General features: G+C 35.2%; 24 protein-coding genes. 16 read left to right on the top strand and 8 right to left on the bottom strand.

The window, feature by feature from the left end; all coding sequences use genetic code 11:
* Positions 1-6: 6 nt before the first annotated feature.
* From folP to KEM10_RS09785, 5 genes are all read right to left on the bottom strand, one after another.
* Positions 7-855 carry a dihydropteroate synthase gene (folP, locus tag KEM10_RS09805; protein WP_244825723.1) on the bottom strand — a complete coding sequence of 283 codons (849 nt, stop codon included), beginning with the start codon at positions 853-855 and terminating at the stop codon, positions 7-9.
* Positions 856-1,014: 159 nt separating this feature from the next.
* Positions 1,015-2,802, bottom strand: coding sequence for an ABC transporter ATP-binding protein (locus KEM10_RS09800; protein ID WP_212215809.1), 1,788 nt, complete (start codon positions 2,800-2,802; stop codon positions 1,015-1,017).
* Positions 2,803-2,863: 61 nt separating this feature from the next.
* Positions 2,864-4,033, bottom strand: a complete 1,170-nt coding sequence (locus tag KEM10_RS09795) for an adenylate kinase (protein WP_212215808.1) — start codon at positions 4,031-4,033, stop codon at positions 2,864-2,866.
* Positions 4,034-4,284: 251 nt separating this feature from the next.
* The gene (locus KEM10_RS09790; RefSeq protein WP_212215807.1) at positions 4,285-5,412 is read right to left on the bottom strand and encodes a methyl-accepting chemotaxis protein; all 1,128 of its coding nucleotides are present in this window, start codon (positions 5,410-5,412) and stop codon (positions 4,285-4,287) included.
* Positions 5,413-5,417: 5 nt separating this feature from the next.
* A complete protein-coding gene (locus KEM10_RS09785) occupies positions 5,418-7,553 on the bottom strand; it encodes a 2-hydroxyacyl-CoA dehydratase (protein WP_212215806.1) in 2,136 nt (711 codons plus the stop codon).
* A gap of 361 nt (positions 7,554-7,914) precedes the next feature.
* Between KEM10_RS09785 and KEM10_RS09780 the strand changes: the two genes are divergently transcribed.
* Positions 7,915-8,391, top strand: a complete 477-nt coding sequence (locus KEM10_RS09780; RefSeq protein ID WP_212215805.1) for a YhcH/YjgK/YiaL family protein — start codon at positions 7,915-7,917, stop codon at positions 8,389-8,391.
* Between the two features lie 34 nt (positions 8,392-8,425).
* Here the strand turns inward: KEM10_RS09780 and KEM10_RS09775 are convergent, their stop codons facing one another.
* Complete coding sequence (locus tag KEM10_RS09775; protein WP_212215804.1) at positions 8,426-9,961, bottom strand: family 20 glycosylhydrolase; 1,536 nt, start codon at positions 9,959-9,961, stop codon at positions 8,426-8,428.
* A 335-nt stretch (positions 9,962-10,296) separates the two neighbouring features.
* On the opposite strand from KEM10_RS09775, the gene KEM10_RS09770 reads away from it, so the two are divergent.
* Positions 10,297-10,818, top strand: a complete 522-nt coding sequence (locus KEM10_RS09770; protein WP_212215803.1) for an outer membrane beta-barrel protein — start codon at positions 10,297-10,299, stop codon at positions 10,816-10,818.
* A 111-nt stretch (positions 10,819-10,929) separates the two neighbouring features.
* Here KEM10_RS09770 and KEM10_RS09765 read toward each other — a convergent pair whose 3' ends face one another.
* Positions 10,930-12,534: a fumarate hydratase gene (locus KEM10_RS09765; protein WP_212215802.1), complete on the bottom strand. Its 1,605-nt coding sequence runs from the start codon at positions 12,532-12,534 to the stop codon at positions 10,930-10,932.
* 119 nt (positions 12,535-12,653) lie between these two features.
* Here KEM10_RS09765 and KEM10_RS09760 point away from each other — a divergent pair, with 119 nt between their 5' ends.
* Positions 12,654-14,015, top strand: coding sequence for an alanine/glycine:cation symporter family protein (locus tag KEM10_RS09760; protein WP_212215801.1), 1,362 nt, complete (start codon positions 12,654-12,656; stop codon positions 14,013-14,015).
* A 97-nt stretch (positions 14,016-14,112) separates the two neighbouring features.
* Complete coding sequence (locus KEM10_RS09755; protein WP_212215800.1) at positions 14,113-14,805, top strand: head GIN domain-containing protein; 693 nt, start codon at positions 14,113-14,115, stop codon at positions 14,803-14,805.
* A 224-nt stretch (positions 14,806-15,029) separates the two neighbouring features.
* Here the strand turns inward: KEM10_RS09755 and KEM10_RS09750 are convergent, their stop codons facing one another.
* The gene (locus KEM10_RS09750) at positions 15,030-15,797 is read right to left on the bottom strand and encodes a DUF4382 domain-containing protein (RefSeq protein ID WP_212215799.1); all 768 of its coding nucleotides are present in this window, start codon (positions 15,795-15,797) and stop codon (positions 15,030-15,032) included.
* A gap of 235 nt (positions 15,798-16,032) precedes the next feature.
* On the opposite strand from KEM10_RS09750, the gene KEM10_RS09745 reads away from it, so the two are divergent.
* From KEM10_RS09745 to KEM10_RS24975, 12 genes are all read left to right on the top strand, one after another.
* Positions 16,033-17,823 (top strand): transglutaminase-like domain-containing protein, encoded by a 1,791-nt coding sequence (locus KEM10_RS09745; RefSeq protein WP_212215798.1) that lies wholly within the window; start codon positions 16,033-16,035, stop codon positions 17,821-17,823.
* Positions 17,824-17,846: 23 nt separating this feature from the next.
* On the top strand, positions 17,847-19,817 hold the full coding sequence (locus KEM10_RS09740) for a DUF3857 domain-containing protein (protein ID WP_212215797.1): 1,971 nt from the start codon (positions 17,847-17,849) through the stop codon (positions 19,815-19,817).
* A 402-nt stretch (positions 19,818-20,219) separates the two neighbouring features.
* A complete protein-coding gene (locus KEM10_RS09735; protein ID WP_244825720.1) occupies positions 20,220-20,579 on the top strand; it encodes a four helix bundle protein in 360 nt (119 codons plus the stop codon).
* A gap of 34 nt (positions 20,580-20,613) precedes the next feature.
* The gene (locus tag KEM10_RS09730) at positions 20,614-21,594 is read left to right on the top strand and encodes an NAD-dependent epimerase/dehydratase family protein (RefSeq protein WP_212215796.1); all 981 of its coding nucleotides are present in this window, start codon (positions 20,614-20,616) and stop codon (positions 21,592-21,594) included.
* 100 nt (positions 21,595-21,694) lie between these two features.
* Positions 21,695-22,054 carry a four helix bundle protein gene (locus KEM10_RS09725; RefSeq protein WP_212215795.1) on the top strand — a complete coding sequence of 120 codons (360 nt, stop codon included), beginning with the start codon at positions 21,695-21,697 and terminating at the stop codon, positions 22,052-22,054.
* Positions 22,055-22,095: 41 nt separating this feature from the next.
* A complete protein-coding gene (cysC, locus tag KEM10_RS09720) occupies positions 22,096-22,686 on the top strand; it encodes an adenylyl-sulfate kinase (RefSeq protein ID WP_244825718.1) in 591 nt (196 codons plus the stop codon).
* Positions 22,687-22,816: 130 nt separating this feature from the next.
* A complete protein-coding gene (locus KEM10_RS09715; RefSeq protein WP_212215794.1) occupies positions 22,817-23,164 on the top strand; it encodes a four helix bundle protein in 348 nt (115 codons plus the stop codon).
* A gap of 96 nt (positions 23,165-23,260) precedes the next feature.
* On the top strand, positions 23,261-24,061 hold the full coding sequence (locus tag KEM10_RS09710) for a hypothetical protein (protein WP_212215793.1): 801 nt from the start codon (positions 23,261-23,263) through the stop codon (positions 24,059-24,061).
* Between the two features lie 450 nt (positions 24,062-24,511).
* Positions 24,512-25,357 (top strand): ABC transporter permease, encoded by an 846-nt coding sequence (locus tag KEM10_RS09705; RefSeq protein ID WP_244825716.1) that lies wholly within the window; start codon positions 24,512-24,514, stop codon positions 25,355-25,357.
* Positions 25,358-25,401: 44 nt separating this feature from the next.
* On the top strand, positions 25,402-25,713 hold the full coding sequence (locus KEM10_RS09700) for a GxxExxY protein (protein ID WP_212215792.1): 312 nt from the start codon (positions 25,402-25,404) through the stop codon (positions 25,711-25,713).
* 13 nt (positions 25,714-25,726) lie between these two features.
* Positions 25,727-25,945, top strand: coding sequence for a GIY-YIG nuclease family protein (locus KEM10_RS09695; protein ID WP_212215791.1), 219 nt, complete (start codon positions 25,727-25,729; stop codon positions 25,943-25,945).
* Positions 25,946-25,980: 35 nt separating this feature from the next.
* Positions 25,981-26,109, top strand: a complete 129-nt coding sequence (locus KEM10_RS24975) for a GxxExxY protein (RefSeq protein ID WP_212215790.1) — start codon at positions 25,981-25,983, stop codon at positions 26,107-26,109.
* Positions 26,110-26,124: the final 15 nt, after the last annotated feature.

The following is a 26,124-nucleotide window of genomic DNA, read 5'->3' as shown; positions in this document are numbered from 1 at the left end:
TAGCTCTTATGCATTTTGAAGTTGTTGCACTAATTTAACACATTCCACCGCTTCTTTTACATCATGTACCCTTAAAATATTGGCTCCATTTAATAATGCAACCGTATTTAACACCGATGTTCCATTTAAGGCATCTTTTGGTTCAACTTCAAGTAACTTATATATCATTGATTTACGAGACACCCCCACCAAAATTGGCAATTGAAAAAGATGTAATTGAGTTAATTCTTTCAGAAGTTGGTAATTATGCTCTAGTGTTTTTCCAAAACCAAAACCCGGATCAATAATAATATCATTTACTCCCAGGTATGATAATTGCTCCACCTTCTTCGCAAAATAATTACTAATTTCTTGAATAAGATTGTTGTATTTTGGATTTTGCTGCATACTTTGAGGAGTTCCTTTCATATGCATCATTACATAGGGAACATTTAAACGAGCTACTGTCTCAAACATTTTATTGTCTAATTCTCCTGCAGCTATATCATTGATTATATCAACCTCAAAATTTTTTACGACCTCTTCAGCAACAGAAGCTCGAAAGGTGTCCACTGAAATGATGGTATTCGGATATTCCTTTCTAATCCAAGTCAATGCAGTCGAAAGTCTCTTTAACTCCTCCTCCCCCGAAACATTCTCAGCACCTGGCCTTGAAGAGTAAGCTCCGATATCAATTATTTCTACTCCTTCCAGAAGAATAGATTCACAACGTTTTAAAATATCCGCTTGAAGTTGATATTGGCCACCATCAAAAAATGAATCGGGAGTGATATTTAGTATCCCCATCACCATGGGATGCTCCCAGCTATGTAATTTACCTCTTAGGTTAATTGTTTTCTCCGAAAGATAATTCATGTTACCTGTAAATGACTCTTGATTGCTTATCTTATGCTATTATATCACAAAATAAACCATTTTGTAAAGAATTCACCTAAAGCTAACACATTTACTTTTTATTGTTTTCTTACTTTATATAAATATTTATAAAACACCTATACAAAGAATGGTTATCAGCTAGGACACTACCTGTTGTTCAATTCCCTGTAAACTAGATAACTTCTTATAAACACCATCCGACATTTCTAACAGCTCTTCATGAGTACCTTTTTCAATGAGTTGTCCCTTATCCAATACTATTATCTGATCTGCATTTTTAATGGTTGATAATCGGTGTGCAATAACAATAGTAGTTCGTCCATGCATTAGAGTATGTAATGCATCTTGCACTAATTTTTCAGAATGAGAGTCCAGTGCTGAAGTAGCTTCGTCCAAAATGAGAATTCTTGGGTTACGTAATAGTGCCCTGGCAATTGCAATTCTCTGACGCTGACCTCCTGAAAGCTGCGTTCCACGTTCACCAACAATAGTATCTAACCCTTCTTCAAAATCCTCAATAAATTCCCATGCATTTGCATTTTTAGCTGCGCTAATAATCTCCTCTTCTGATGCTGTAGGTTTTCCGTAAGCTATATTCTCCCTTATCGATCCTCCAAAAAGGAAAATATCTTGCGGAACCAATGCTAATTGTGATCTTAGCACAGACAAAGGTATTTCAGAAGCTTCTTTATTATCAAACCAAAGCATGCCTTCATCTGTTTTATGCAGTTGAAATAGCAAAGATGTAATCGTTGTTTTACCCGCTCCACTAGCTCCAACAAGAGCTACCATTTGCTCAGGTTCAATAACAAAACTCACATTTTTTAACACATTCGTATCGGGCCGCACCGGATAAGCAAATGATAAGTTCTTAAATTCAACTCTTCCCTTCAACTTATCAGCAGGACGCACATCTTTAATTTCAATTATCTCTTCCTCTTTCTCATTTGTTATTTCAAATAAATCTTCCGTTGCTCCGAGAAAACGTTGAATTTTAGCAAACAAACTGGCTAATCCCCCTATAGATCCGGCAATAAATCCTGAGTACAATACAAATGAGAATAATTCACCGGCATCCATCTCACCTGTAGCTATTAAAGATGCTCCTCTCCAGATTATAGCTACCAATGCTCCAAATAAACCAAATACCATAAACGAACCAAAGGCTCCTCTGTAAACACCCCCTTTTATACCCACAGAAGCAATCTCGTTGGTTTTCTTCTTATAACGAGCCATCTCCCAGAACTCATTGGTATAGGATTTTACACTTTGTATACCTTGTAATGTTTCTTCTACAATGGTATTTGAATCAGCCACCTCAGCTTGTGACTTTTTAGAGTACCTTCTGATAAAACGTCCAAAAACAACAGCCAATAGAACTACAGCCGGGATAACAGCCAACATAAAAACAGTCAACTTAGGCAAGATGTATACCATTACTGCAATGCCTCCCAAAATAGTAATTATTTGCCTCACAAACTCAGCTAATGTGGTAGTCAATGATTCCTGCAATAATGATATATCTGACGACAAACGACTGTTTAATTCCCCTACTCTTCTTTTTTCAAAAAATGCCAGTGGTAACCTGATTAAATGATTATAGGTGTACTGTCGAACATCAGAAAGTGTTTTTTCTGTTACACGCACAAATAAGTAGGTTCTGAAATATGAGAACACTGCTTGTGCAATCAAAACAAAACCGATTAATATTGCCAGGCTATTGATTTTTTCAGCTAATAAGCCACTACTGCCAGCACTTACCAGATCTCCTAAAAGCTTAGGAAAGGCCAGAGAAGCCAAACTCGAACCTAACAAGAAAAATATCCCAATGAAATATTCTACACGATAAGGTTTAATGAATTTATATAGCTGAAAAGCCTCCTTGAGGCCACTGCGTGTTATTTTTTTCTTTTTTATTTCTGTCATTGCAAATATTTACTGCTATAGTAACAAATGCAACGAAAAATGTTTTAATCAAATAGTAAGTTTAATCTAAAGTTTTGAATCCACTCTCAATCACTTTTGAGATACGATTAAAAACCTCATCGAAGGAAGCCATGCCATCAATTACCGCAACATCGTGAACCTCTTTGTATTTATTGATTACCGGCAGTGTTTTATCTTTATGCTCCTGAAGCCTTTTTACTATTTTTTCAGTACTTGAATCGTAAGGCATTCGTTGAGCCGTTTTACTTCTTTGATCTAACCGTCTGATTAATTCTAAAGTATCAACATCAATTTCAATAATTTTATTGATGAAGGAATTATGTTTTTTCAATATTCCATCTAAAATATAAGACTGAACCAATGTGCGTGGATATCCTTTAAAAATAAAACCCTTCGCATTTTTTGATTGCTCTATTTTCTTCTCTATCAAACGAATCACTATCTCATCGGGTACTAAACGGCCATTTTCATATAACTCTTTCACTTTCTTACCCGTTTCGCTACCTTTTTCTATCTCTTCATCCAGCATCGTACCAGTAGAAATAAATTCCAACTTGTATTTTTCTGCAATGGCTCTTCCTAATGACCCTCTTCCAGAACCGGGATATCCAAATAAAACAATATTCAAATATTTACCCCGCAGTACTTCATTAATGCGTTTTTTTATATCGGTGGTAACTTTTTTAATCGACTGAAGACCATTGACTGAAACATAGTTTCCTCGTTCTTTATAAAAGTTCAAAACAGGCAAGGTCTTTTCATCATATTCGCGCAACCTGTTCCGAATTACTTCTTCATTATCATCCATACGTCCGGATGTCTCACCTCTTAGCAAAAGTCTTTTTACAGATTCTTCCTGAGGCACCTCTACACTAATCAATAAATCAAGGGCAGTACCCAACTTAATCATCAAACCTTCCAATATATATGCTTGAACAAAGGTTCGGGGGAAACCATCAAATAAAAAGCCATTCGCATCCGGATTGTTTTTGATCGTTTTCTCTATTATCTGAACAATGATTTCATCAGATACCAAACCTCCCTTCGCAATTATGCTTTTAGCTTCTAAACCAAGCTTAGTTTCTTCAGCTAGTTCCTTTCTGAGAATATCACCGGTTGAAATGTAAAACAAATTGTATTGCTTGAGTAGAAATTCTGATTGGGTACCTTTACCGGCACCAGGAGGGCCAAAAAGAGCAATGTTTAACATAGTTATAGGATTTATATTAGCAATAAAAGGTTAATCAAAGGCCTTTGAATAGCTGGCTCTATTCACACACAATGCTCTTTCCTCTAACCTGAGCCACTAGAAAAATATCAAAAAATTTGATTACAACCAAACAAAACATCTTATAACCTAACTCATTTTCAATACTATTATTCTATAAACAAAGAAAGGGTGCCTGTAACGACACCCTTCGAAGTTGAATTAGATTTTAATGAATTTTATAAATGTGAACTTTAATTTGCCATCACTTTATACTGATAGGTATTAACAATACCTTTCATTCCTTTTGCTTCATCTAACAATTGTGTTGATGATGCGCTTAATTCCTCTGCAGAAGCTGCATTCTCCTGAACTACACTATTTAATTCCTGAATTGCAGAGTTAATCTGGTTAGCACCGATGTTCATCTCTTCACTGGCTGCAGCTACCTCCTGAACCAAACGTAGCGATTCACCGGTTTGAGTTACAAGCAAAGTTATTTCATCCATTACTTCATTTACCTGATTTACTCCATCTTTTACCATTGCAACAATTTTGTTGGAAGCGATGTTAGCCTGCTCTGCGAGAGTTCTTACCTCTTTCGCCACAACTGAAAAACCTTTACCAGCTTCTCCTGCTTTCACAGCTTCAATAGATGCATTTAAAGCCAAAATATTGGTTTGCTCAGCTATTTGTCTCACAAAAGCGGTTTGTTCATCAATCAGTTTCATCAACTCAACATTATCCTTTACTTTTTTAAATGATAACTCAAGTTGACTCTGTGCCTCTGCAGATAAGTTCTGTGATTTTTTAGCATTATCAGCATTGGTAGCAATATTAGCTGTCATTTGCTCTATTGATGTTGATATTTCTTCTATACCACTAGCTTGTTCCGATGCTCCGGAACTAATACTTGAAGAACTGGAAGTAATATTAGAACTGGAGCCAACTAAAACAGAAGAACTATCATCCATTAATTTCACCATTTGTCTGTTCGAATCCATCAACTTAATTACAGCAGCAGTAACCTCTCCTATTTCATATCGCTCATGCAGAAATTTTTCATTTACATCATCTTTTAAGTTTTTCTCGCTCATTTTTTGAAGAATGATCGTCAGGTGTTGAATTGGATCCTTCACCTTTTTAGATAAAACAAAATAGGATGAAACAATGAGAACAATTGATACAGGAACTGCCCATGCCAAATGAACTAATCCTTGATTTCCCACAACAAAAGCAAAACAAGCCACTGCATCAATTACTGCAAGAAACAATGACCCGATGAGAAGTACAAAAGATTTACGAAATGCCCAATAGACAATAAACCAACAAAGTACCCCAGCTAAAACAATTAATACTACACCAAGAGTGAAAATGCTCATAATATTTAATAATTAGGAACCGAAAGGGCCGTTCCAAAAGCCACTAAAAATTGTGGATGAATGTCCATTTCGGGGTTAATTAATGTAAAACCTCGTTGTCGAAACACTTCTTTAAGTGTCTCATGACTAGCAACTCCTCCCGTCAAATAAACCTCGTACCCTCTCTGTAAATGAGATGGCAATAATTTAATTGCCTGAGTTGCTACATAATCATATAAACCTCGTAATATTGATTTTCTTCTTTCTTCTGAAGCCTGAACCAAGGCAGAAACTACATTGGTAACAGCAAAAATTCCACAAGTTGTATTGATAACTTCACTTTCCGTCGCTTCCATAGCCCACTTATCCAAAGTATCAAATGTTACATCTGGCATGGTCTGACGCCACCGTTCTAATATTTGAACTAATACCATACCTGTTCCCGCGCCACAACTTTTATTGGTATTAATCCATGGTGCCTCATCCATATTATTAAAATTTAATATCTTAACATCCTGAGTACCTATATCAATCACTAATAGATTATCTCGTTGCTTAAATAACTGACGACATGATCCAATGAGTGCATTGATCTCTGTTGTTTGACTATGGACTAAATCTTTAAATATTGGATTATCACTACCAATACCGGCAACACCCAGCCGAACCGGACCATCAATAGCCAGTTTTCGAGTAATATCGTGTAACAAACCAGGGTAATCAATACCGGAAGAAATGACACCGCTTGACTTAACATCCAGCTTTTCATCCAGTAACATATACTTACTAAACCCACTACCAAAATCAACACCTAATCTATATCCAGCAATTTGATCCTGATTAACTGGTTTTAAACCTGCAAAATCAGGTTCTTTTATTTTAACATTGGTAATAGATGATAAGAAAGTACGTAACCTAAAATTAGTTGGCCCCTTAGGCATTCCCAATATACAGTCTCCTCCTAGAGAAACAACTTTAAGATTATTCTTTGTGGCCTCATTTTCCAGTTCATGTAAACGTGGAGCTAATAGCTGACAATGTTCATGTGATATAATCATCATTCCTTTAGCACCCATCTGATGAGCTTCTTTCATGAAGAAATTAGATTTCTCAATGATATTTCCTCCTCTCATTGGTACATTGATAAGATTCTGAGCAAGATTTTGAAATAAGTCATCTATTGTCAGCTTATCAAATTGCTCAATATCCGGCAATACATAATCCCCAAGAAAATTAACTCCTTCAAAAGCCATATAAGCCTTATTCTCTTTCAATATGCTCCACATTTCTGTTCGGCCATAAGGTATCAACCCAAAAAATCCAATAGGCACAGCTTCCTCATCCGGCACATAATGACCAGCATACTCAATAAACTCTTCTTTTAAACGCTTACATATTCCAGCTGCTTTTTCATCGCCCCACATAGGCAGAAATTGCATATGCCAGTGCAACGGCTCTAAACCAATATCAATAGGTCCGTTTTCATGCCTAAATTGCCAAAGGTCCAGAAACTCCTTTCGAGCCACTGTGCTATTATACATCACATTTCTGAAATTACTTAACGCTTCGGCATGAGTCAATCCTAAAGAATCGGCCATTTTCAGAAATAAAACCTTTAATTGAGAAGCTAATTCCGGAACTGATTCTTTATCAGCATAAACAGGCAGATCGATATGAAAATGTTCACTACCAAACTCCTGACGAAAATCTTCAAACACATAGCTAACACCTTCGCAATAAGCAGAAGAACTCACCAAGATATCTGGTTTTGGAATCAGGTTTTCTACCAACGCACCTTTCACCGAATTAATAAAACTACATCGAGGTGCCGTTAAGCTACCTTTATTCGACAGATCAATAATTTTTGAATGAGAAGCCAATAAACTACTAAACATTTCAAGATTTAAAGGCACACAATTTAATGCCCACGACAGTTCGGATGGCACCAATAAAGAGGTAGCCATCACATTTACTTCCGGCTTAAAAGATTCGCGTAAAAGTGTGGTACGTCGCGTGATTAAACTACGGGTTGATCGTAATTTAATGGGCGACGCCGAACTTAAAGTTTCTCCACTTTGGGCAGAATCTTTATAGAAACTACGAAACGCTTCAAAAGACTTACTTCTCAAGTAAGACTTTTCTTCATTCATTTTTTTCTTCATCAAAAGCTAGTTTAACAATTATATAATTGATTGCTAGCCGAATGCCATCCATGATCCCTTTCACTCCTCAAAATTGAAAAGATATCCAGCTTAAGACACTAGTTAATACCCAAACAAGATAAATCGTAACACCTTTTTTGAAAGTTTTTTTCTTAAAACTTGCTATACAATTGTAATTATGCAACTTAAGACCCCGCAAACTTTTAAAACTAACGGTTATCATCTCATAGTAATTAATAATTACCTAACGGCTGTATTAAATATCTTTTATGATCCCATTAATTATTTCCAACATAAACATGAATGAAAGGTATGGCAGTATTTTTAGTATCTTTATGTTTTAATATTAGAGAAATAAATTATGGCTATTATTGGCACACTTGAGACACTTTTAAAACAGGCCGATCAATCTTTATTTGAAAAGGCATTGAACTTCCTGCAAAAAACTGATATAGATAAGGTCTTTAAAGATGTAACTATTGGAAACCCTATTGAAATAGAGATTGATGGAAAAGATGTATTTGCCATTTTTCAAACTTACGAGACTAAACCCTTTGAAGATGCAAAAATGGAAGGTCATAAAAAGTACATTGATATTCAATACTTGCACAATGGATCAGAGCAAATATTGGTGACTCCCAAAGAAAGGATGATCAAAGACGATACCTATGATGAAACCAGAGATGTTTATTTTCCTATGGTAGCTGACTATTCAACCTTTAGAATGAACGCCGGAAACGGATGTATTTTGTATCCGGAAGATTTGCACGCTCCCGGTATTCGCATTGACGCTCCGGCAAAAGTTGAGAAAATAGTATTTAAAGTTGCAGTAAAATAAAAAAAGCAGCTGAGTTTTCAGCTGCTTTTAGTTATTATTCTATTGGCCAATCTATTTGTGGCGACTTATAATAGTTAATATTTAACTTTTCAAGATAGGCCGAATGTTTAGCCAAACGCATTTTATATTCCTCCCAATTTAGATGTTCATTTGGTGACCAACCTATTTCAGCATGACCAACTAATCGCGGAAACATCATATATTGCATTTCAGATAAGTTAGTAATAGTCTCGGTCCACAATGGTGACTCCACTCCCAAAATCTGATCTTTACCTACTCCTTCTATCATTTCCTCTGGTTTCCACATATACGCACTGTCCAGCTCAATATACGCAGCCCAGTGTAATCCTAAATGAGTAGTTGAATCGTATTGCATATCAAGATATGCTTTTTTAGAAGGTGACATCAAAACTTTTGCTCCTTTTGAAACAGCCAATGTTGCATTTTCATCAACTGACCAATATTGAACCACATCATTTTTATCAATGTCGGCGTGGGCTATCTCGTCCCATCCCATTACCTTTTTATCGTACTTCTTGGTTATTTCCCTAACCCTATTCATAAAATATATATAATCATCCTTCTCTGTCACCAGCGACTCATCACCACCAATATGAATATAAGGACCTTCGGTTATTTCTGCTAACTCACGTATAACATCTTCCACAAACTGATAGGTTACTTCTTTATTGGTACAAAGAGTACTAAAACCTACTTCAATGCCAGTATATAAATCGCGGGCTTTATTATCACAATTTAATTCAGCATACGAAGCCAAAGCTGCATTGGTATGACCAGGCATATCTATTTCAGGAATGATAGTAATAAAATGCTCTTTGGCATACCGAACAATTTCTTTGTATTGCTCTTGGGTATAATAACCTCCTTTATCACCATTAACTGCCGTTGTAGAACCAATCTCGGTTAATTTAGGCCACGACTTAATTTCGATTCTCCATCCCTGATCATCACTCAAATGTAAATGTAAGTTATTTAACTTGTATGCTGCCATCAGATCAATCAGCTGTTTAACATCATCAACACTAAAAAAATGACGAGCTACATCTAACATCACTCCTCGGTATGCATATTTTGAATAATCTAAAATGGTACCTCCCGGAATAATCCATTCTAAATATTCATCGTTAAAGGTTATGCTCTGCAATAAAGTCTGAATGCCATAAAAAATCCCTTGTTCTTCTTTGGCAATCATTGTAACACCCACTTTTGTAATCTCAAGCTGGTATCCATCATTATTTAAAGTATTCGAATCCAGACCTAAATAAATATTCTTTCCGCTTGCCATGGTCACAACTTTAATTTCATATTCAAGCCCGGTGAATGAATTCAGCTTAGATTTTAGAAATTCGGCTAACGGTTTAAGTTTGTCTGCATCAGAAATCTCTATTACATTATTTCTTTCCAATTGAAATGATACTCCACTAGCCTGTACTTTTACCGGGTGAGGAATAAAAGCAACAGATGATAGATCGGCAGGTATAGTTTTATTGCAGGAAGTCATAAACAAACTAAATCCTGCAACTGCGATTAGTAACAAAAGGTTCTTCATATTAAAAATATATTTCTTGAAAATCATTATATAACCTTTCAAATATAATTATTTTCGAAGCATAACGAAACCTTACATAGAAAGTTTTGAATGGTTTTGCAATTAATAGTAATATCATCAAAAATATTGTAAATGCTGATTCATTTCAATTCTTGCATTCAATTAACCAGTAATATTGATTTTTTCATTTAAGAATTCTTAACTACTGTTTTAACCAACTACTATTCAAATACCTTTAACCCAATCCCCCATTATATAAGGCAGTACAAGTGATAACCTTTCACACGTGGCACTATTGTTGATTATGGCTGATTGTAAATTTTAACTTATTACACATGATCAAAAGAATTCTAACATTAGCCGTAGTTTTAACTTTATTTATTAGTACTCAAGCACAAGACAAAAGCATGGGATTGCGAATTGGCTACCAAAGCTCATACATGATGGTTGACAACAGCAAAGTTGGTAGCTCAGGTAACTCTTTCTATGTAAATGCTTATAGAGATAACAAGCTTTTACCCTTCTTATTCTTTCATTCAGGACTTCAGTATTCACAATCTGAGTCAACAATTGAGTCGCACGATTACAAAATAAATTATTTAGGTGCACCTTTAGCTATGAAAGTTAAAGTGGGCCCAATTTATGCATTAGGTGGTGCTTCATTTAATGTAAAACTAAATGAGAAGAATAACCCTTTCGAAAGTTCATCATCATGGTATGATACCAATGCTTTTGTTGGAGCAGGATTTAAATTGTTATTTATGACAATAGACACAAGATACATGTGGGGATTAACTGATGTTAATCAAGGAATTCACAACAATAGTTTTCAGGTTGGTTTAGGATTACGATTCTAAATAATCAAATACAAATAGTTACGGGGGTTGGCTTATGAGTCAGCCCTTTTTTGTAGCATAAAAAACCCGTTCACCAATGCAAACGGGTTTATAATTTATAGAATTGTATTTCTACATTTTCTCAAAGAAATCGTTACCCTTATCATCTACAATAATAAATGCGGGGAAGTTTTCCACACGTATTTTACGAACAGCCTCCATTCCCAATTCTTCGAAATCAACCACTTCAACCGACTTGATTGAATTCTTAGCCAAAATAGCTGCTGGTCCACCTATAGAACCAAGGTAGAAGCCACCATTTTCTTTACATGCATCGGTTACCGACTTATAACGGTTTCCTTTAGCCACCATTATCATTGAACCACCATGCTTTTGGAATAAATCGACATAAGGATCCATACGGCCAGCCGTTGTTGGACCAAAACTACCTGAAGCCATTCCTTTTGGTGTTTTAGCAGGACCTGCATAGTATACAGGATGCTTTTTCATGTACTCAGGCATTGGCTTACCTTCATCCAACATTTGTTTGATGCGGGCATGTGCAATATCGCGAGCCACAATTAAAGTTCCTGACAAGTTTAAACGAGTTTTGATTGGATATTTAGTTAACTCCTTCAATACATCTTCCATTGGCTGATCCAAATCAATGTCTACAGCAGGAGCCATATGTGGAGCTTCTTTAGGTACAAAGCGTGATGGATTTTTCTCTAATTCTTCTAAGAAAATTCCTTCTTCTGTAATTTTTGCTTTGATGTTACGGTCTGCACTACAACTTACTCCCATTCCCACAGGACAAGAAGCTGCATGACGTGGCATACGAATAACCTTTACATCATGTACAAAATACTTTCCGCCAAACTGAGCACCAATAGTACTCTCCTGACAAATCTTTTGCACCTTAGCTTCCCATTCTAAATCGCGGAAAGCCTGACCACCATCATTTCCTTCTGTTGGAAGATGATCGAAATATCCGGTTGATGCTTTTTTAACAGCCGCTAAAGTTGCTTCAGCTGAAGTACCTCCAATAACAATAGCTAAGTGATAGGGAGGACAAGCTGAAGTACCCAAATCCTTAATCTTTTCTTTTACAAAAGCAGTAAGATTTTCTTCAGTCAACAAAGCTTTAGTCTGTTGATATAAAAAGGTTTTATTACCTGAACCACCACCTTTTGTCAGGAACAGAAATTCATATTTATTTCCTTGCTCAGCATAAATATCTATTTGAGCAGGCAAATTGGTTCCTGTATTCTTTTCTTCGAACATTGAGTAAGGCACCACTTGTGAAAAGCGCAGATTACGATCGCGATACGTTTCGTAAACTCCTCTTGACAGATGCTCAGCATCATTGGCACCGGTGTATACATCCTCACCTTTTTTTGCAACTACAATAGCAGTACCTGTATCCTGACAGGTTGGTAATTCTCCTTCTGAAGTAACCACCTGGTTCATCAACATAGTATGCGCCACAAAACGATCGTTATCTGAAGATTCTTCATCTTGCAAGATATCTGCTAATTTTTGAAGGTGTGTTGGACGAAGATAGAATGATACATCTGAGAATGCTTCTTTTGAAAGTAGTTCCAATCCTTTCGGATCAACTTTCAATATTTTACGTCCATCGACTTCAATTGTTGACACGTAATCTTTTGTCAACAATTTATAGGGCGTAGTATCCTTTTGAATAGGAAATGGTTTTTGATATTTAAAATCACCCATAATTTAAATGTATTTTTAAAGCAAAAGTTGTTTGTTCATTAACTTACATGCAAAACTAAGATAATTGCCTTCTTAATTGAAATATTTGCAGAACAAATAGGAATAATTACCTTGCAAAAATGAAAGCTTTTGAACAAACCATTATCCAATTCAGTGATTTCATTTGGGGAACTCCTTTATTAATTCTTCTAATTGGAGGCGGATTTTTCTTCACCCTGTACAGTAAATTAATTCCTTTTCGTCATATCGGTCATGCAATAGATATTTTACGAGGTAAATACGATGATCCAAACGAGGCTGGCCAAATCAACCATTTTCAGGCATTATCAACAGCTCTGGCTGCTACCGTTGGAATGGGAAATATTAGTGGTGTGGCAGTTGCCATCTCTCAAGGCGGTCCCGGTGCTATTTTCTGGATGTGGATTAGCGCCATCTTTGGAATATCAACTAAATATTTCACTAATACACTTGCTGTAATGTTTCGTGGTAAAGACGACAAAGGTGAAATACAAGGTGGTCCTATGTATATAATCATTGAAGGATTAGGTAGGAAATGGAAGCCACTGGCTGTTTTCTTTGCTGTTACAGCTATGTTTGCTGTATTTCCGGTTTTTCAGAGTAACCAGTTAACTCAGGTATTTCGCGATGTGGTATTACAACCTAATGGCATTAAAGTAGGTTTTTTATCCGATTTGATTACAGGTCTGATCATTGCTCTTTTTATGTCGATAGTAATTTTCGGAGGAATCAAACGAATTGGGCGTGTTACTTCACGAATGGTTCCATTAATGGTAGTCATTTATATAGCCATCGTACTATTCATCATTTTTTCTCATCCCGACAGGCTTTGGCATGCGATTGCGTTAATATTTACAGATGCATTTACAGCCGATGCTGTTTTAGGTGGAGCACTGGGTACCATAATTATAACCGGAGTTAAAAGAGCTGCCTTTTCAAATGAAGCTGGTATAGGAACAGCACCCTTGGCTCATGGAGCAGCTAAAACCAATGAGCCTGTTCGTGAAGGATTAGTTGCAATGCTTGGCCCCATTGTTGATACTTTAATTGTTTGTACTATGACTGCTCTGGCCATATTAGTGACTGATGTATGGCATACAACCGAAGCCAACGGAATAACCCTTACAGCCATGGCTTTTAATAAGGCCATTCCTACCTACGGTCCATATTTATTAATTCTATGCGTTATCTTTTTTGCCTTATCTACTCTATTTACTTTTCCTTATTATGGCAATAAATGTTCTGTCTATCTTTTTGGCTCAAAATCTAAAAATATTTACAACGGTTTTAGTGTTGTAAGTGCTGTAATAGCAGCTATTGTTTCAATTAACGTAGTGGTTGCCTTTATTGATTCTGCATATGCTTTAATGGCTTTTCCAAACATGATTGCAGCCATTATTTTAGCCCCTCATGTTAAGAAAGCAACAGTTAAATACTTTTCTAAAATTAAATCTCTCGATTAAATAGAATTTCATAACTTGTATTAATTGATCTAATTATCATGAGTTTGTAACTTTTATACCACTGAAGGCGTCGTATAAAAAATAACACATCATAAATATGAAATATAAATCTGCATTTTTAGCCTCTGCTCTATTTCTGCTAGCGACATTAATTTCTAATGCCCAGGAAAAAGAGCAACGTAAAGTTTCTTATTTTACAAAAATTGAAGTTTCTTCCGGTATCAACCTTTACCTAACACAAGGTGATGAAATAGAATTAAGTGTTGAAGCCGACAAAAGTGAAATGCATAAGATCATTACTGAAGTCAGCAACAACACTCTTAAAATATACAACAAGCGCAATTACATGTGGGGCGTCAGACAGGCTCCAAAAGTGTATTTGACTATCAAACAAATAAACGAAATAATTGCCGGTGGTGGTGCCGATGTTTACGGTCAGAATACATTCAATTCTACTAAAATAAAAGTTTCAACCTCTGGTGGTGCTGATGCTTACCTTGAAGTTATTGCTGATGAAATTATCTTAACCACATCTGGTGGTTCCGATATTAAAATTAAAGGTAGTACAGAAATACTTTCTGCTTCCGCAAGTGGAGGTTCTGATATAGATGCCGGAGAATTAAAAGCTCAAAAAGTTAAAGTAAGTACTTCCGGCGGTGCTGATGCCAAGGTTTGGGCCGAGAAAGAATTAACAGCTAAGGCTTCAGGAGGAAGTGATATAGATTATTTTGGCAACCCGGTGGTAAAAAACATAAGTGAATCAGGAGGAGGAGATATTACTCAACGATAAAAAAGACAGGGTGTCCAAAAAGTAATTTTGCAAACACGGAATCTTTCAATTTGTAACTTTACTTACATTATACCCCACCAAACCTCCCCTAAAAGGGAGGCTTAAGTCCCCTTCAGGGGATTTAGGGGTAACATAGAGTGATATTATTACAAATTAAAACAAACGTTGTTTTGATGTTTAGTTTTTAGATATCCTCTCTTTTTTTTTATTATTAGAACAATACTCTATTCAAATTTAACGGTATCCAACTCGGTAACTAAACCTAGTTCAACTGCTATATCTTCAACAGTTATTTTTTCGTAATCTTCATTAGCCGGATTAATAACGACCTTATAGCTTCCTGCTTCCAAACCTCTTACCAGGAAATTACCAGTAATAGTATCGGCATATGTTCCAAATGTATCTTCAACAGCAGATATAGCCATTATATAAGGTTTTGCTTCTACAGGTTTTACAACGCCTTTTATGGCTCCACTAGTAGCTTCTGTAAAAGTTCTGATAACTGGTTTTAGAGCATATCCACCATTTCCTTTTTCTACAATGGAACGCCCCGCATCAAAATCTAACCACATTTTGTAAGTTATACCTTCATTCAATACAACTTGTACATTCAGTTTTAAACCTGACTGCTGTGCCGATGGGGTATCTAAATCGTAGTAGTCACCATCAATCTTAACCTGATTATCCTCACCTAAAACCAGTCTGATCTGTGAAATTCGTCCCGCAGGCATAATATATTCACCCAGTAAAGTGTCTAACCCATTGGTGAAATCAAGCAGGTTATAAACACCTGTATTGATATCATCCAAAGAACGCCACCCACCTTCATCATCTTCTGATGAAACATTAATTTTAACATCCTGAATGTCGATCAGCACTTCTTCGTAAGGCGAAGGCGCATCGGTTAGAAATAATTGTAATTTGGCATCTTTCCTTGACTCTTCACAAGCGAAAAGTGCCACTGCCATCATTAAAATCAATAATTTTTTCATACTTTATTTTGTTTGTGTGTTTTCCCATGACAAATTTACTGTCATATTTTTTTAACCAAAATATTTCCCATCATAATTTACACCCATTCTTAATAAGGTGTCATTCCTAAAGATCATATATGAAATAGTGGAAAATATTCTGTTAATATTTTAAAAAATAATATATTCAAAATCAAAAAATATGCCTAAGCACCTCTTTCTTTTTTTTATAACCTTCTTTTTTAATATTTATTGTTTGGCACAAAGTCAACATGCTTTAGTAAAAAAATACGACACTCATATAAACTTCAATAACAACAAGGTAATTGTCAGCACCGAAGTTGAAATATTAATCAACTCACCCAAAGGCACTAATTATGCTGAAGTTGACATCTATTCTGAAGATAAGTTAAAAGATATTCAAGCCAGTTTAGTAGATTTATTTGGTTACGAAATTAGAAAACTGAAGAAGAAAGATCTTAAATACTCAAATGCATATTCCAATTCCACCTTCCACAATGATGGTATATACACATCTTTCTCATTACTATATAATCAATATCCTTATGTATTAAAATACACGTACTCCTTTGAAATTAAGAATTATATACATCTTTACAACTGGCTTCCTACTTATAAATTTGATGATAACATAGAAGAGGCAACATTAATTGCAACTCTACCTATCGACTACTCATTTAAAACCATTGAAAACAAAATAGACACAACTTATACAACTCTCAACGAAGCAAACACAGAAATAACATACTACTGGAAAGTATTTAATCCACAACATCCCACAAAAGAAAGATTTTCTCCATCTCAATATTCCTTAGCTCCAAGAGTTGAAATAATCCCCGAGAAGTTTCATTATGGATTGGATGGCAGCACAGAAAGCTGGCAATCATTCGGCAATTGGTTATATCAGTTAAATTATAAACTAGACCGGTTAACAGTTGAAGAACAGATTCGAGTCCACCAACTTACTGATACCATAAGCAATACGAGAGATAAAATAAAAGTACTTTACCATTACATGCAAGATAACACCAGGTATATTAATGTATCTCTTGAACTTGGCGGACTGCAAACTTATCCGGCAGAATATGTTTGTAACAATAAATATGGCGATTGTAAAGCCCTTACGAATTATATGAAAGCATTGTTGAAAGAAGCCGGCATAAAATCGAATTACACCATAGTGTATGCCGATACCAATCCGGTGAGAATAAAGGAGGAATTTCCATCTAACCAATTCAACCATGTAATACTTTGCGTTCCTCAACCCAACGATACGGTTTGGCTGGAATGCACCGACTCCACCGCTCCTTTTAATTATCTGGGTAGTTTTACGCAAAACAGAAAAGCACTAGTGATTGATAATAACAATAGCAAACTGGTGCATACCCCCATTATGACAACTGAACAATGCAGAAACAATTTCTCAACTACGGTAATCGTTAACACAAAGAAAGCATCCATAATTAATTCGAACGCAGTATTAAAAGGCAGAAACTACGAATTCTTTAAACAAATGGGCAACAATATCCCTAAAAGTCAACAACCCGATTTACTGGACAGAATAAACCTGATAAAAGGAGTTGATTTTACTGAAATCCACCATTCTATCCCTAACAGAGATATGAGTATTGCCAAACTAAGTTTTACAGCACAAATTCCGAACCTGGCTGAGGAAATGGGTAATAAAATACTGATCCGACCCATCAATTCGTATTCTTTTAAAATGGAGAAACCGGAGAAAAGAACTCAACCGGTCGTAATTAATATGCCCATAGTGCGATCCGACACTATTTTGTATCAATGCGACCAACCAATAAAATCGTTAAAAGGTTTAAACGATTCCGACCTGACTACGCCTTTTGGAGGCTATCGAAAAAAAGTACAAACATATGACAAAACAATTGCTGTGATAAGAGATATCGTCATATATGCCGGTACATACCCGAATGAAAACTATAACGAGTTTTATTCTTTCATTAAGAAAATTAATCAATTTGAAAACCAAAAGATACTAATAACTTATTAGCTAAATACCTATTTAAAAGAATCATGAAAATATTCGCAACTTCCCTATTTATTATTATTTACTTTTTTAGCAATGCCCAAAACAGATCGGAGAAATTTGGCGTATTAAATCCCGATGATTTAAGATTAAAAGAATGTCCTTTTGAAAAAGAGGCACCTGCAGTTATTCTTTTCGATTATGGTGTATCACAATTTATTCAAGAAGAAGGATCTGGTTTTATTGTTAATTTTAAAAGACATACCCGCATTAAAATATTTAATGAAGGAGGATATGACGAAGGAGAAATAGTTATACCCTTGTACATTTCTGAACACAATAGGGAAAAAGTTCGCGATATTAAGGGCTTCACTTATAACTTCAAAGATGCTAAAATGGAAAAAACTCCTTTGAATATTGAACAGGTTTATGAAGAAAAAATTAGCCAATATGTTTATTTAAAGAAGTTCGCCATGCCCAAAGTGACTGATGGCTCTATTATCGAATTTACTTACACCATCGACTCGCCTTACCATGTGCACTTTCGCGATTGGGAGTTTCAGAATGACATACCTACCATGTATAGTCAATATTCTGCTGCTATGATTCCTTTTTACTCCTATCGTTATCGCATACAAGGAGTAGGCAATTTAGATCACTTCAATCAGTTTGAGCAGAAAGGAATTGACAGACATTTTGGTGGAATTATTTTTCGTGATTATGTATATGAATTTGGACTAAAAAACATCCCTTCATTTCAGGATGAGAGCTTTATATCATCCAGAACTGATTATATCAAAAAATTGGATTTTCAGCTTGTCGAGATCAATCACCCTGGCGGTTATAAACAAAAATTTATGGATACGTGGCCTAAATTGGCTAATGATTTACTGGACATGGATGACTTTGGCAGATACATAAAAAAATCAACCAAGTGGGCAGCCAAAAATGCTAGTCAATTCTCTTCTTTGCCCGAATCCGAAAGATCAAATGCCATTCTTAACATGGTAAAAAGTAATTACAAATGGAATCGATACGAAGGTAAGTTTGCCCAAAAAAGTTTTAAGGATTTTCAAAATGAATTAAGTGGCAATATCGCCAACATTAATTTACTTACCATAGGCATTTTAAGAGCCAATAACATTGAGGCTGAACCGGTAATTATTAGCACCCGCGATCATGGTAAGGTTAACACAGATTTCCCCTATTCCGACTTTTTTAATTATGTTTTGATACTGGCAAAGGTTGATAATTCGTATCAACTTTTAGACGCTACACAAGGCTTCTGTCCTAATCAATTAATTCCTGAGGAATGCATTAATGGACAAGGCTTTGTTGTATCTGAGGATAGTGAAAACTGGATAACCATCGATAACAATGCTCCATCCTTGGAGAAAACCAACCTGCAATATAGTATCAACCTCGATAATTTTACCATAGAAGGACAATGCAACAAAACATCAACCGGCTATATCGCTATCGATCAACGAAGAAGCTATTATTCCAACCAGGATAAATTTAAAAAGAAATATGAATCTTTAGGCCTAAGTGAAGATGACGACATTACAGTAGACAATCTGATGGATGAAGAAAAACCTTTTGAATTTAGTTTTACATTTAATCAGAACATAGATGTAATAGATGACCAAATCATTCTCCATCCTTTTGCCCACTTCCCGATTAAAGAAAATCCATTTAAGCAGGAAAAAAGAATGTTGCCGGTTGACATGGTCAATAAAAAGGCATATAGATACTCAGCCTTAATTGATATACCATTGGGTTATACTATTGATGTTCTGCCAGAAAAACAAACCATTCAGAAAGAAGATTTAATGTTGACTTTTTTATCACAGAAAATGGATAACAATAAAATCAGAATCTATGCGTCTTATAACTTTAACAAGTCGACTTACCCTGCTAAAAGCTATGACGAATTAAAACAATTTATGACGAAAGTAACACAGATTCTAAATTCAAAAATAGTGTTGATTAAAGATGAACAATTGACAATGAATTAGTTTACACGACAACAGTCAGAATCGGCTTTAATAGTACACCAAATGTGACTTTTAAAACATAGGAATTTATATTTTTTTAATACTTTTGTTTCAATTTTTGAATCAGAGTATGATTTTTTAAGAAGTGCATAAAAGGACGGTATCTATTATATTGCAACATGTTATAAGAAAAACCATCTAAAAACCGGATATCATATCGGTTTAATGGGTAAATTATGAATTTTCAAGAGTGATATAATTATTCCTTCCAAAGCTGCAACCATTCATCTCTATCATCGTACCAACCTACGATACTCACACTTTTGTGACTGAGGAGGCGAAGCTGTATAAACAGATTAATAGAGGAAGGATTAATGATTATAGATTAATAAGCTAAAAATTCAATAAACCAATCATATAATCATGTTCAATTTTGAAAAATTAGAAGTATGGCAAGATTCCAGAAAACTTGTCAAAGAAATTTATCTTATTACATCCTCATTTCCTGATGAAGAAAAATTTGGCTTGACAAGCCAATTAAGAAGAGCAGCTGTTTCAATAAGTTCAAACATTGCAGAAGGTAATTCCAGGTTTTCTCATAAGGACAAGAGTCATTTTACAGAAATTGCATATACCAGTCTAATGGAAGTTGCGAATCAATTAATTATTGCAACAGATCTCAACTACATAAACGAAGATACTTTATCAAAAAAAAAGAAACTAATAGAATTGATTTCCAAAAAACTAAGCGGATTATATAAGTATCAACGAAACAATCCATAATCATTAATCAATACTCCTTTATCCTAAAAAAACTATGCATAAAATACTAATCACCGGTGCAGCCGGATTTATCGGGTTTCATTTATCTCAATTATTAGCTAAGAATGGCACCACAGTAATTGGAATAGATTCTTTAAATGAGTATTACGATGTTCAGTTAAAATTCGATCGCCTTAAAATTCTTAAAGACACCCCTAACTTCACATTTCGAAGTGTTAACATTTGCGATAAAGATGCTTTGGATGAACTGTTTCAAGAACAAAAATTTGATATAGTCATCAATTTGGCAGCACAAGCTGGTGTTCGTTATAGTATTGACAAACCCTATAAATATATCGATAGTAACTTGATTGGTTTTATCAATATTCTGGAAGCTTGTCGTAATAACCCGGTGAAGCATTTAATTTACGCTTCTTCCAGCTCGGTATATGGCAATACTAAAGAAGTTCCCTTTAGTGTAGAGAATCGAACGGATGAACCGGTATCATTATATGCAGCTACTAAAAAAGCAAACGAGATGATGGCGCATAGTTATGCGTCTTTATATAAAATACCCATGACAGGTTTACGCTTCTTTACGGTTTATGGTCCATGGGGACGACCTGATATGGCCTATTTCTCATTCTCCAATAAAATTGTAAAAGGAGATAGCATTCAAATTTATAATCATGGTGATATGGAACGCGACTTCACCTATGTGGATGATATCACCAACGCTATTGAGAAATTAGTCGATCTTCCTTTTGACACAGCTGAAGAAAAAGACAAACCCTATCGACTCTTTAACATTGGTAATAACAAACCGGTAAGACTGATGGATTTTGTATCAACTCTCGAAAAGCATATTGGAAAAGAAGCTCCTAAAGAATTCCTTCCAATGCAAAAAGGGGATGTTTACCGCACCTATGCTGACATTACTGATCTGGAAACCAGAATCAACTTCAAACCACAGACTTCTATTGATGAGGGCTTAGGTAAGTTTGTGGAGTGGTATAAAGGGTATTATAAGGTTTGATAGTTTAACTGTTGATTTGTTGAGTCGTTGATTTGTTGAGGATTTAAGTCTAAATTAGTTCTTATATCTTTCAAATTTTAACTCAAATAATCAGTAAACTATGTATACCTACAGTTTTGAAAAATTGGAAATCTGGCAGTTATCCAGAAAATTAGTAAAAGAAATATATTCCGTTACTTCTAAATTTCCTGAGTCTGAAAAATTTGGATTAACAAATCAGTTAAGAAGAGCAGCTGTATCAATCTCATCTAACATCGCTGAAGGTAATGGAAGGAATAGTAAAAAAGATAAAGCTCGGTTTATTGAAATAGCATATTCAAGTCTCTTAGAAGTTTTAAACCAATTGATTCTGTCTAATGATTTGGATTTTATAACAGAGAATGTTCTTTCTAAATTTCGAATTCAGATAAATGAATTATCAAATAAGCTTAACTCATTCCACAAAAACTTAATTGGGTAATTCAATTAAACAAATAAGCAACTCGACAATTAAACATTCATATGAACAACATACACCCCACGAACATCTATCTCAACAGAGAAGATAAAGAACAGTATCTGAAACAAAACGGAAAAGTTATCTGGATAACCGGATTAAGTGGATCTGGTAAAAGTACTTTGGCTCATGGGTTGGAGCGCAAACTGGCACAAAGAGGCTATCTGACACAAGTGTTGGATGGTGATAATATTCGTACGGGCATTAATAATAACCTGGGTTTTACAGAAGAAGACCGAAATGAAAATATCAGGCGTATTGCAGAAATAAATAAGCTCTTTTTAAACTGCGGAGTCATCACTATCAATGCCTTTATCTCTCCTACCAATGACGTACGCGCCATGGCTCGTGAGATTATTGGCACAGATGATTTTATTGAGATTTTTGTGGATGCCAGCTTTGAGACATGTACAGAGCGTGATCCTAAAGGCTTATACAAAAAAGCCTTGGCGGGAGAAATCAAAAACTTCACCGGTTTAGATGCACCTTTTGATCGTCCTGATAATCCGGAATTAGTGGTCGACACCAATAAACTAAGTATTGAAGAAGGCGTTGAATTAGCCTATGAATATGTAAGAGCAGCTGTGAGATGGTGACACGATGTTAGATGTTGGGATGTGAAGACGTAGAGATGTTAGATGTGAAGACGGGCAGAAATATAAAGAATAAACTATATCATATATCCTAACATCATAAATCTAAAAATCGTACATCAAACATCAGAATATGAACAAAGAAGAGCTAAAGAAAAGAACTAAGCAATTTGCAGTTAGTATTATAAAACTCGCATCTAAATTGCCTGATTCTTATCTAGCCCAACATATCAAAAAGCAAATCATCCGTTCTGCTACATCTGTAGCAGCAAATTATAGAGCTGCATGTCTGGCACAATCAAGAGCATCGTACATTGCAAAATTAAGTATTGTTATTGAAGAAGCGGACGAAACAGAGTTCTGGCTTGAGCTAATAGAAGAAAACAATCTATTACCAGATATAAAATCTATAAAACAGGAAGCACACGAACTAGCATCAATATTTATTGTCACCCGCAAATCATTAATGCTAAAAAAGTAAAATACATCTAATAATCTTATACATCAAACATCGTATATCATATATCAAACCTCCTTACATCATTCATCTAAAAATCATACATCCCAACATCTAAACATGATCCAAAATCAAATTCTATATACTGAACCTTTAAAACAACGCCACGCTGACATTGAAGAATTAAAACGATTAGCTTTAATAGAAAATCGCTCTGAGGATGAAGATTTATCTTTATTGGATGTCAGCAATCGTTTATTTCTGAATGATTTTGCAGAGCAAGAAATTATCGATACGCGTAATCGTTTTTTTGATTTCTGGGATATTGAAACCAATGATGCAGAGATTCCTGTTGAATTAAGTGGAACAGCAGACCAGGAACATTTGGATCGTATAGACGAAATCATAAACTCCCTGGAATTTGGAGACGATCTAAAACCGTTTAAGTTAAACAAACTGGCAGATCAGCATCCTGAAATACCTTTCTATACATTAATGAGTATAATCGACATGGAACTTCAGGGAAAAGAACCGGCGAAGATATTGCGTAAAATAAAAGAGGCTTGTTCAGTATACCCTGAGAACAGGTTGTTGGAACTGATGCAGGATCAATACCTGATCATACAGGATAAGAAACCTATGTTGCTTAATGATTCCACCTTTGGACATTCAACCTTAAGTCAACTGATGAAAGGACGACAGAGCATTCATCCGCTGGAACTATACATTGCTCATGCAGCCCTATTTGAATTCGTCGCACAAAAAGATCACCTTTTAATGACGGATTCTTTTTTGTTTACCTCTATGCAGGTATATCCCGAAGCCGAAGAGGTAATCAATCAGAAAACCATACTTTTTGACTTGCATATACTGGATTACTGTATTGAAAAATATGCACCAGAGTTGAATGAAGAAGGTTAAAGTAGAAAGGTTAAAGATCGAAATACAATTAGCAATTCAACCATTAAACAATTCGACATCTTAACATCATAAATATCACATCTTAACATTACCCCCCTACCCCGCCTTAAAGGTACCCCAAAAGGGAAGTAGAAGGAAGTGAACAATTTGACAATTAAACAAAAAAGCAAATACAACTATCTTAATCCCTTTAATCCCAATAATCTGTGGTTTTAAAAAGCTAATAGCTGTCAGCTTATTTTAGTAGAGAGTGAAAGAAGATAGGCAAAGCACTACGCACTTATTACTATGCACTCAAATAACAATTAAACAGTTTAACAAATCAATATTTAAACAGTTAGACTATTAAACAGTTAAATTAAAATTCGCGATCATTCGCGTAATTCGTGGATAAAAAAACACTAAACTGTTAATTACAATTCAACGACTCAACAAATAAACATTTCAACATTGAAAGATTACGATTTAATAATACGCCCCAAACGCCACGCGTTCGACATTAACTTTAAAGAAATATGGGCCTATCGCGACTTACTAAAAATGTTTGTAAAGCGCGACATCATAACCGTATATAAACAAACAATACTTGGTCCAATCTGGTTTGTGGTGCAACCCATTATGACTACTTTAATATACATGGTTGTTTTTGGTAACATTGCACAAATCAGTACGGACGGCACACCTCAGGCTTTATTCTACCTGGCTGGTATAACCATCTGGAACTATTTCTCGGAAAGTTTTAACACTACCGCCAAAACATTTACCGAAAACGCCAATATATTTGGCAAAGTATATTTCCCAAGATTAATTATGCCTTTTGCCAAAGTTACCAGTGGACTAATTAAGTTCGCAATACAATTTACTTTCTTTATGGTAGTGTATTCGTACTTCCTTTTCACACAAGAAGGCGCAGTACAGCCCAACTGGACTATAGCACTGCTGCCAGTATACTTGCTTTTAATGGCTATGTTTGGCTTAGGTGCAGGTATAATTTTCACTAGCTGGACTACCAAGTATCGTGACTTAACCTTTTTGTTAACCTTTGGAGTACAACTTTTAATGTATGCCTCTCCGGTTATTTATCCGGTAAGCACCATTGAACCAGGCCTAATGAAAGACTTAATATTACTAAATCCTTTCACTCCTATCCTCGAAGGTTTTAAATATGCCTTTTTAGGAGCCGGACATTTCAGTTGGATAAGTTTGGGATATAGTGCAGCTGTTGCTACTGTTATCTTATTCTTAGGAATTATCATCTTCCACAAAACAGAGCGTAACTTTATTGACACGGTGTGATAATCCACAGATTAAGCAGATTTATCAGATTAACATAATTACAAATGCCAAACCTATTAAATAATGACTTTCCTCTAAAACAAGAAACTTATGCAATTATAGGTGCTGCAATGGAAGTTCACAAAGAACTTGGCTGTGGCTTCTTGGAGAATGTATACCAGGAAGCTTTTGAACATGAATTAAAAATTAAGGGCATCACTTATCATAGAGAAGAGAAATTAGAAATTCAATATAAAGACTTGACACATACAAAACATTATTATGCAGACTTTATATGCTTTGATAGTGTAATTATTGAACTTAAAGCACTATCTGAATTAACAGGTGAGCATGAATCTCAAGTTTACCCTGTGTAATAATAAATTGAAAATGTATTATACGTATGTATTAATTAGCCTGAAAGATGAAATGTTTTATACAGGATACACAGCTGATATAAAACAAAGAGTGAATGCCCATAACAATGGCGAAGTAGATTCAACAAAGAACAGACGGCCATTAAAACTAGTATATTATGGAGCCTGTCTTAATCAACAAGACGCCACTCATAGAGAGAAGTATTTGAAAACAACCTATGGGAAAAGGTAAATTAAAAATAGATTGAAAGAATATCTAGATAAAAAGTGAACCTATTACACAGGGTGAATTATTTAAAAGCGACAAATCTCAAAGTAGGATTATTAATTAATTTTGGCGAAAAAAGTCTCAAATACAAACGGCTTATTTCTCCTTTTGTGAATATAGACCATTAGTTAAGCTAATTTAAA

The sequence above is a fragment of the Carboxylicivirga linearis genome, assembly GCF_018271995.1.
Classification (GTDB): Bacteria; Bacteroidota; Bacteroidia; order Bacteroidales; family Marinilabiliaceae; genus Carboxylicivirga; species Carboxylicivirga linearis.
Note: the sequence above shows the minus strand (reverse complement) of the source record. Positions and strands in the feature narration are given on the sequence as shown.

Excerpts from the sequence above, each read along its gene's own strand:
- KEM10_RS09800 (WP_212215809.1), bottom strand. The coding sequence starts at position 2,802 with ATGACAGAAATAAAAAAGAAAAAAATAACACGCAGTGGCCTCAAGGAG.
- KEM10_RS09795 (WP_212215808.1), bottom strand. The coding sequence starts at position 4,033 with ATGTTAAACATTGCTCTTTTTGGCCCTCCTGGTGCCGGTAAAGGTACC.
- KEM10_RS09755 (WP_212215800.1), top strand. The coding sequence starts at position 14,113 with ATGAAATATAAATCTGCATTTTTAGCCTCTGCTCTATTTCTGCTAGCG.
- KEM10_RS09760 (WP_212215801.1), top strand. The coding sequence starts at position 12,654 with ATGAAAGCTTTTGAACAAACCATTATCCAATTCAGTGATTTCATTTGG.
- KEM10_RS09700 (WP_212215792.1), top strand. The coding sequence starts at position 25,402 with ATGCCAAACCTATTAAATAATGACTTTCCTCTAAAACAAGAAACTTAT.
- folP (WP_244825723.1), bottom strand. The coding sequence starts at position 855 with ATGAATTATCTTTCGGAGAAAACAATTAACCTAAGAGGTAAATTACAT.
- KEM10_RS09775 (WP_212215804.1), bottom strand. The coding sequence starts at position 9,961 with ATGAAGAACCTTTTGTTACTAATCGCAGTTGCAGGATTTAGTTTGTTT.
- KEM10_RS09735 (WP_244825720.1), top strand. The coding sequence starts at position 20,220 with ATGTTCAATTTTGAAAAATTAGAAGTATGGCAAGATTCCAGAAAACTT.
- KEM10_RS09715 (WP_212215794.1), top strand. The coding sequence starts at position 22,817 with ATGAACAAAGAAGAGCTAAAGAAAAGAACTAAGCAATTTGCAGTTAGT.
- KEM10_RS09740 (WP_212215797.1), top strand. The coding sequence starts at position 17,847 with ATGAAAATATTCGCAACTTCCCTATTTATTATTATTTACTTTTTTAGC.
- KEM10_RS09710 (WP_212215793.1), top strand. The coding sequence starts at position 23,261 with ATGATCCAAAATCAAATTCTATATACTGAACCTTTAAAACAACGCCAC.
- KEM10_RS09770 (WP_212215803.1), top strand. The coding sequence starts at position 10,297 with ATGATCAAAAGAATTCTAACATTAGCCGTAGTTTTAACTTTATTTATT.
- KEM10_RS09730 (WP_212215796.1), top strand. The coding sequence starts at position 20,614 with ATGCATAAAATACTAATCACCGGTGCAGCCGGATTTATCGGGTTTCAT.
- KEM10_RS09790 (WP_212215807.1), bottom strand. The coding sequence starts at position 5,412 with ATGAGCATTTTCACTCTTGGTGTAGTATTAATTGTTTTAGCTGGGGTA.
- KEM10_RS09750 (WP_212215799.1), bottom strand. The coding sequence starts at position 15,797 with ATGAAAAAATTATTGATTTTAATGATGGCAGTGGCACTTTTCGCTTGT.
- KEM10_RS09780 (WP_212215805.1), top strand. The coding sequence starts at position 7,915 with ATGGCTATTATTGGCACACTTGAGACACTTTTAAAACAGGCCGATCAA.
- KEM10_RS09785 (WP_212215806.1), bottom strand. The coding sequence starts at position 7,553 with ATGAAGAAAAAAATGAATGAAGAAAAGTCTTACTTGAGAAGTAAGTCT.
- cysC (WP_244825718.1), top strand. The coding sequence starts at position 22,096 with ATGAACAACATACACCCCACGAACATCTATCTCAACAGAGAAGATAAA.
- KEM10_RS09725 (WP_212215795.1), top strand. The coding sequence starts at position 21,695 with ATGTATACCTACAGTTTTGAAAAATTGGAAATCTGGCAGTTATCCAGA.
- KEM10_RS09695 (WP_212215791.1), top strand. The coding sequence starts at position 25,727 with ATGTATTATACGTATGTATTAATTAGCCTGAAAGATGAAATGTTTTAT.
- KEM10_RS09765 (WP_212215802.1), bottom strand. The coding sequence starts at position 12,534 with ATGGGTGATTTTAAATATCAAAAACCATTTCCTATTCAAAAGGATACT.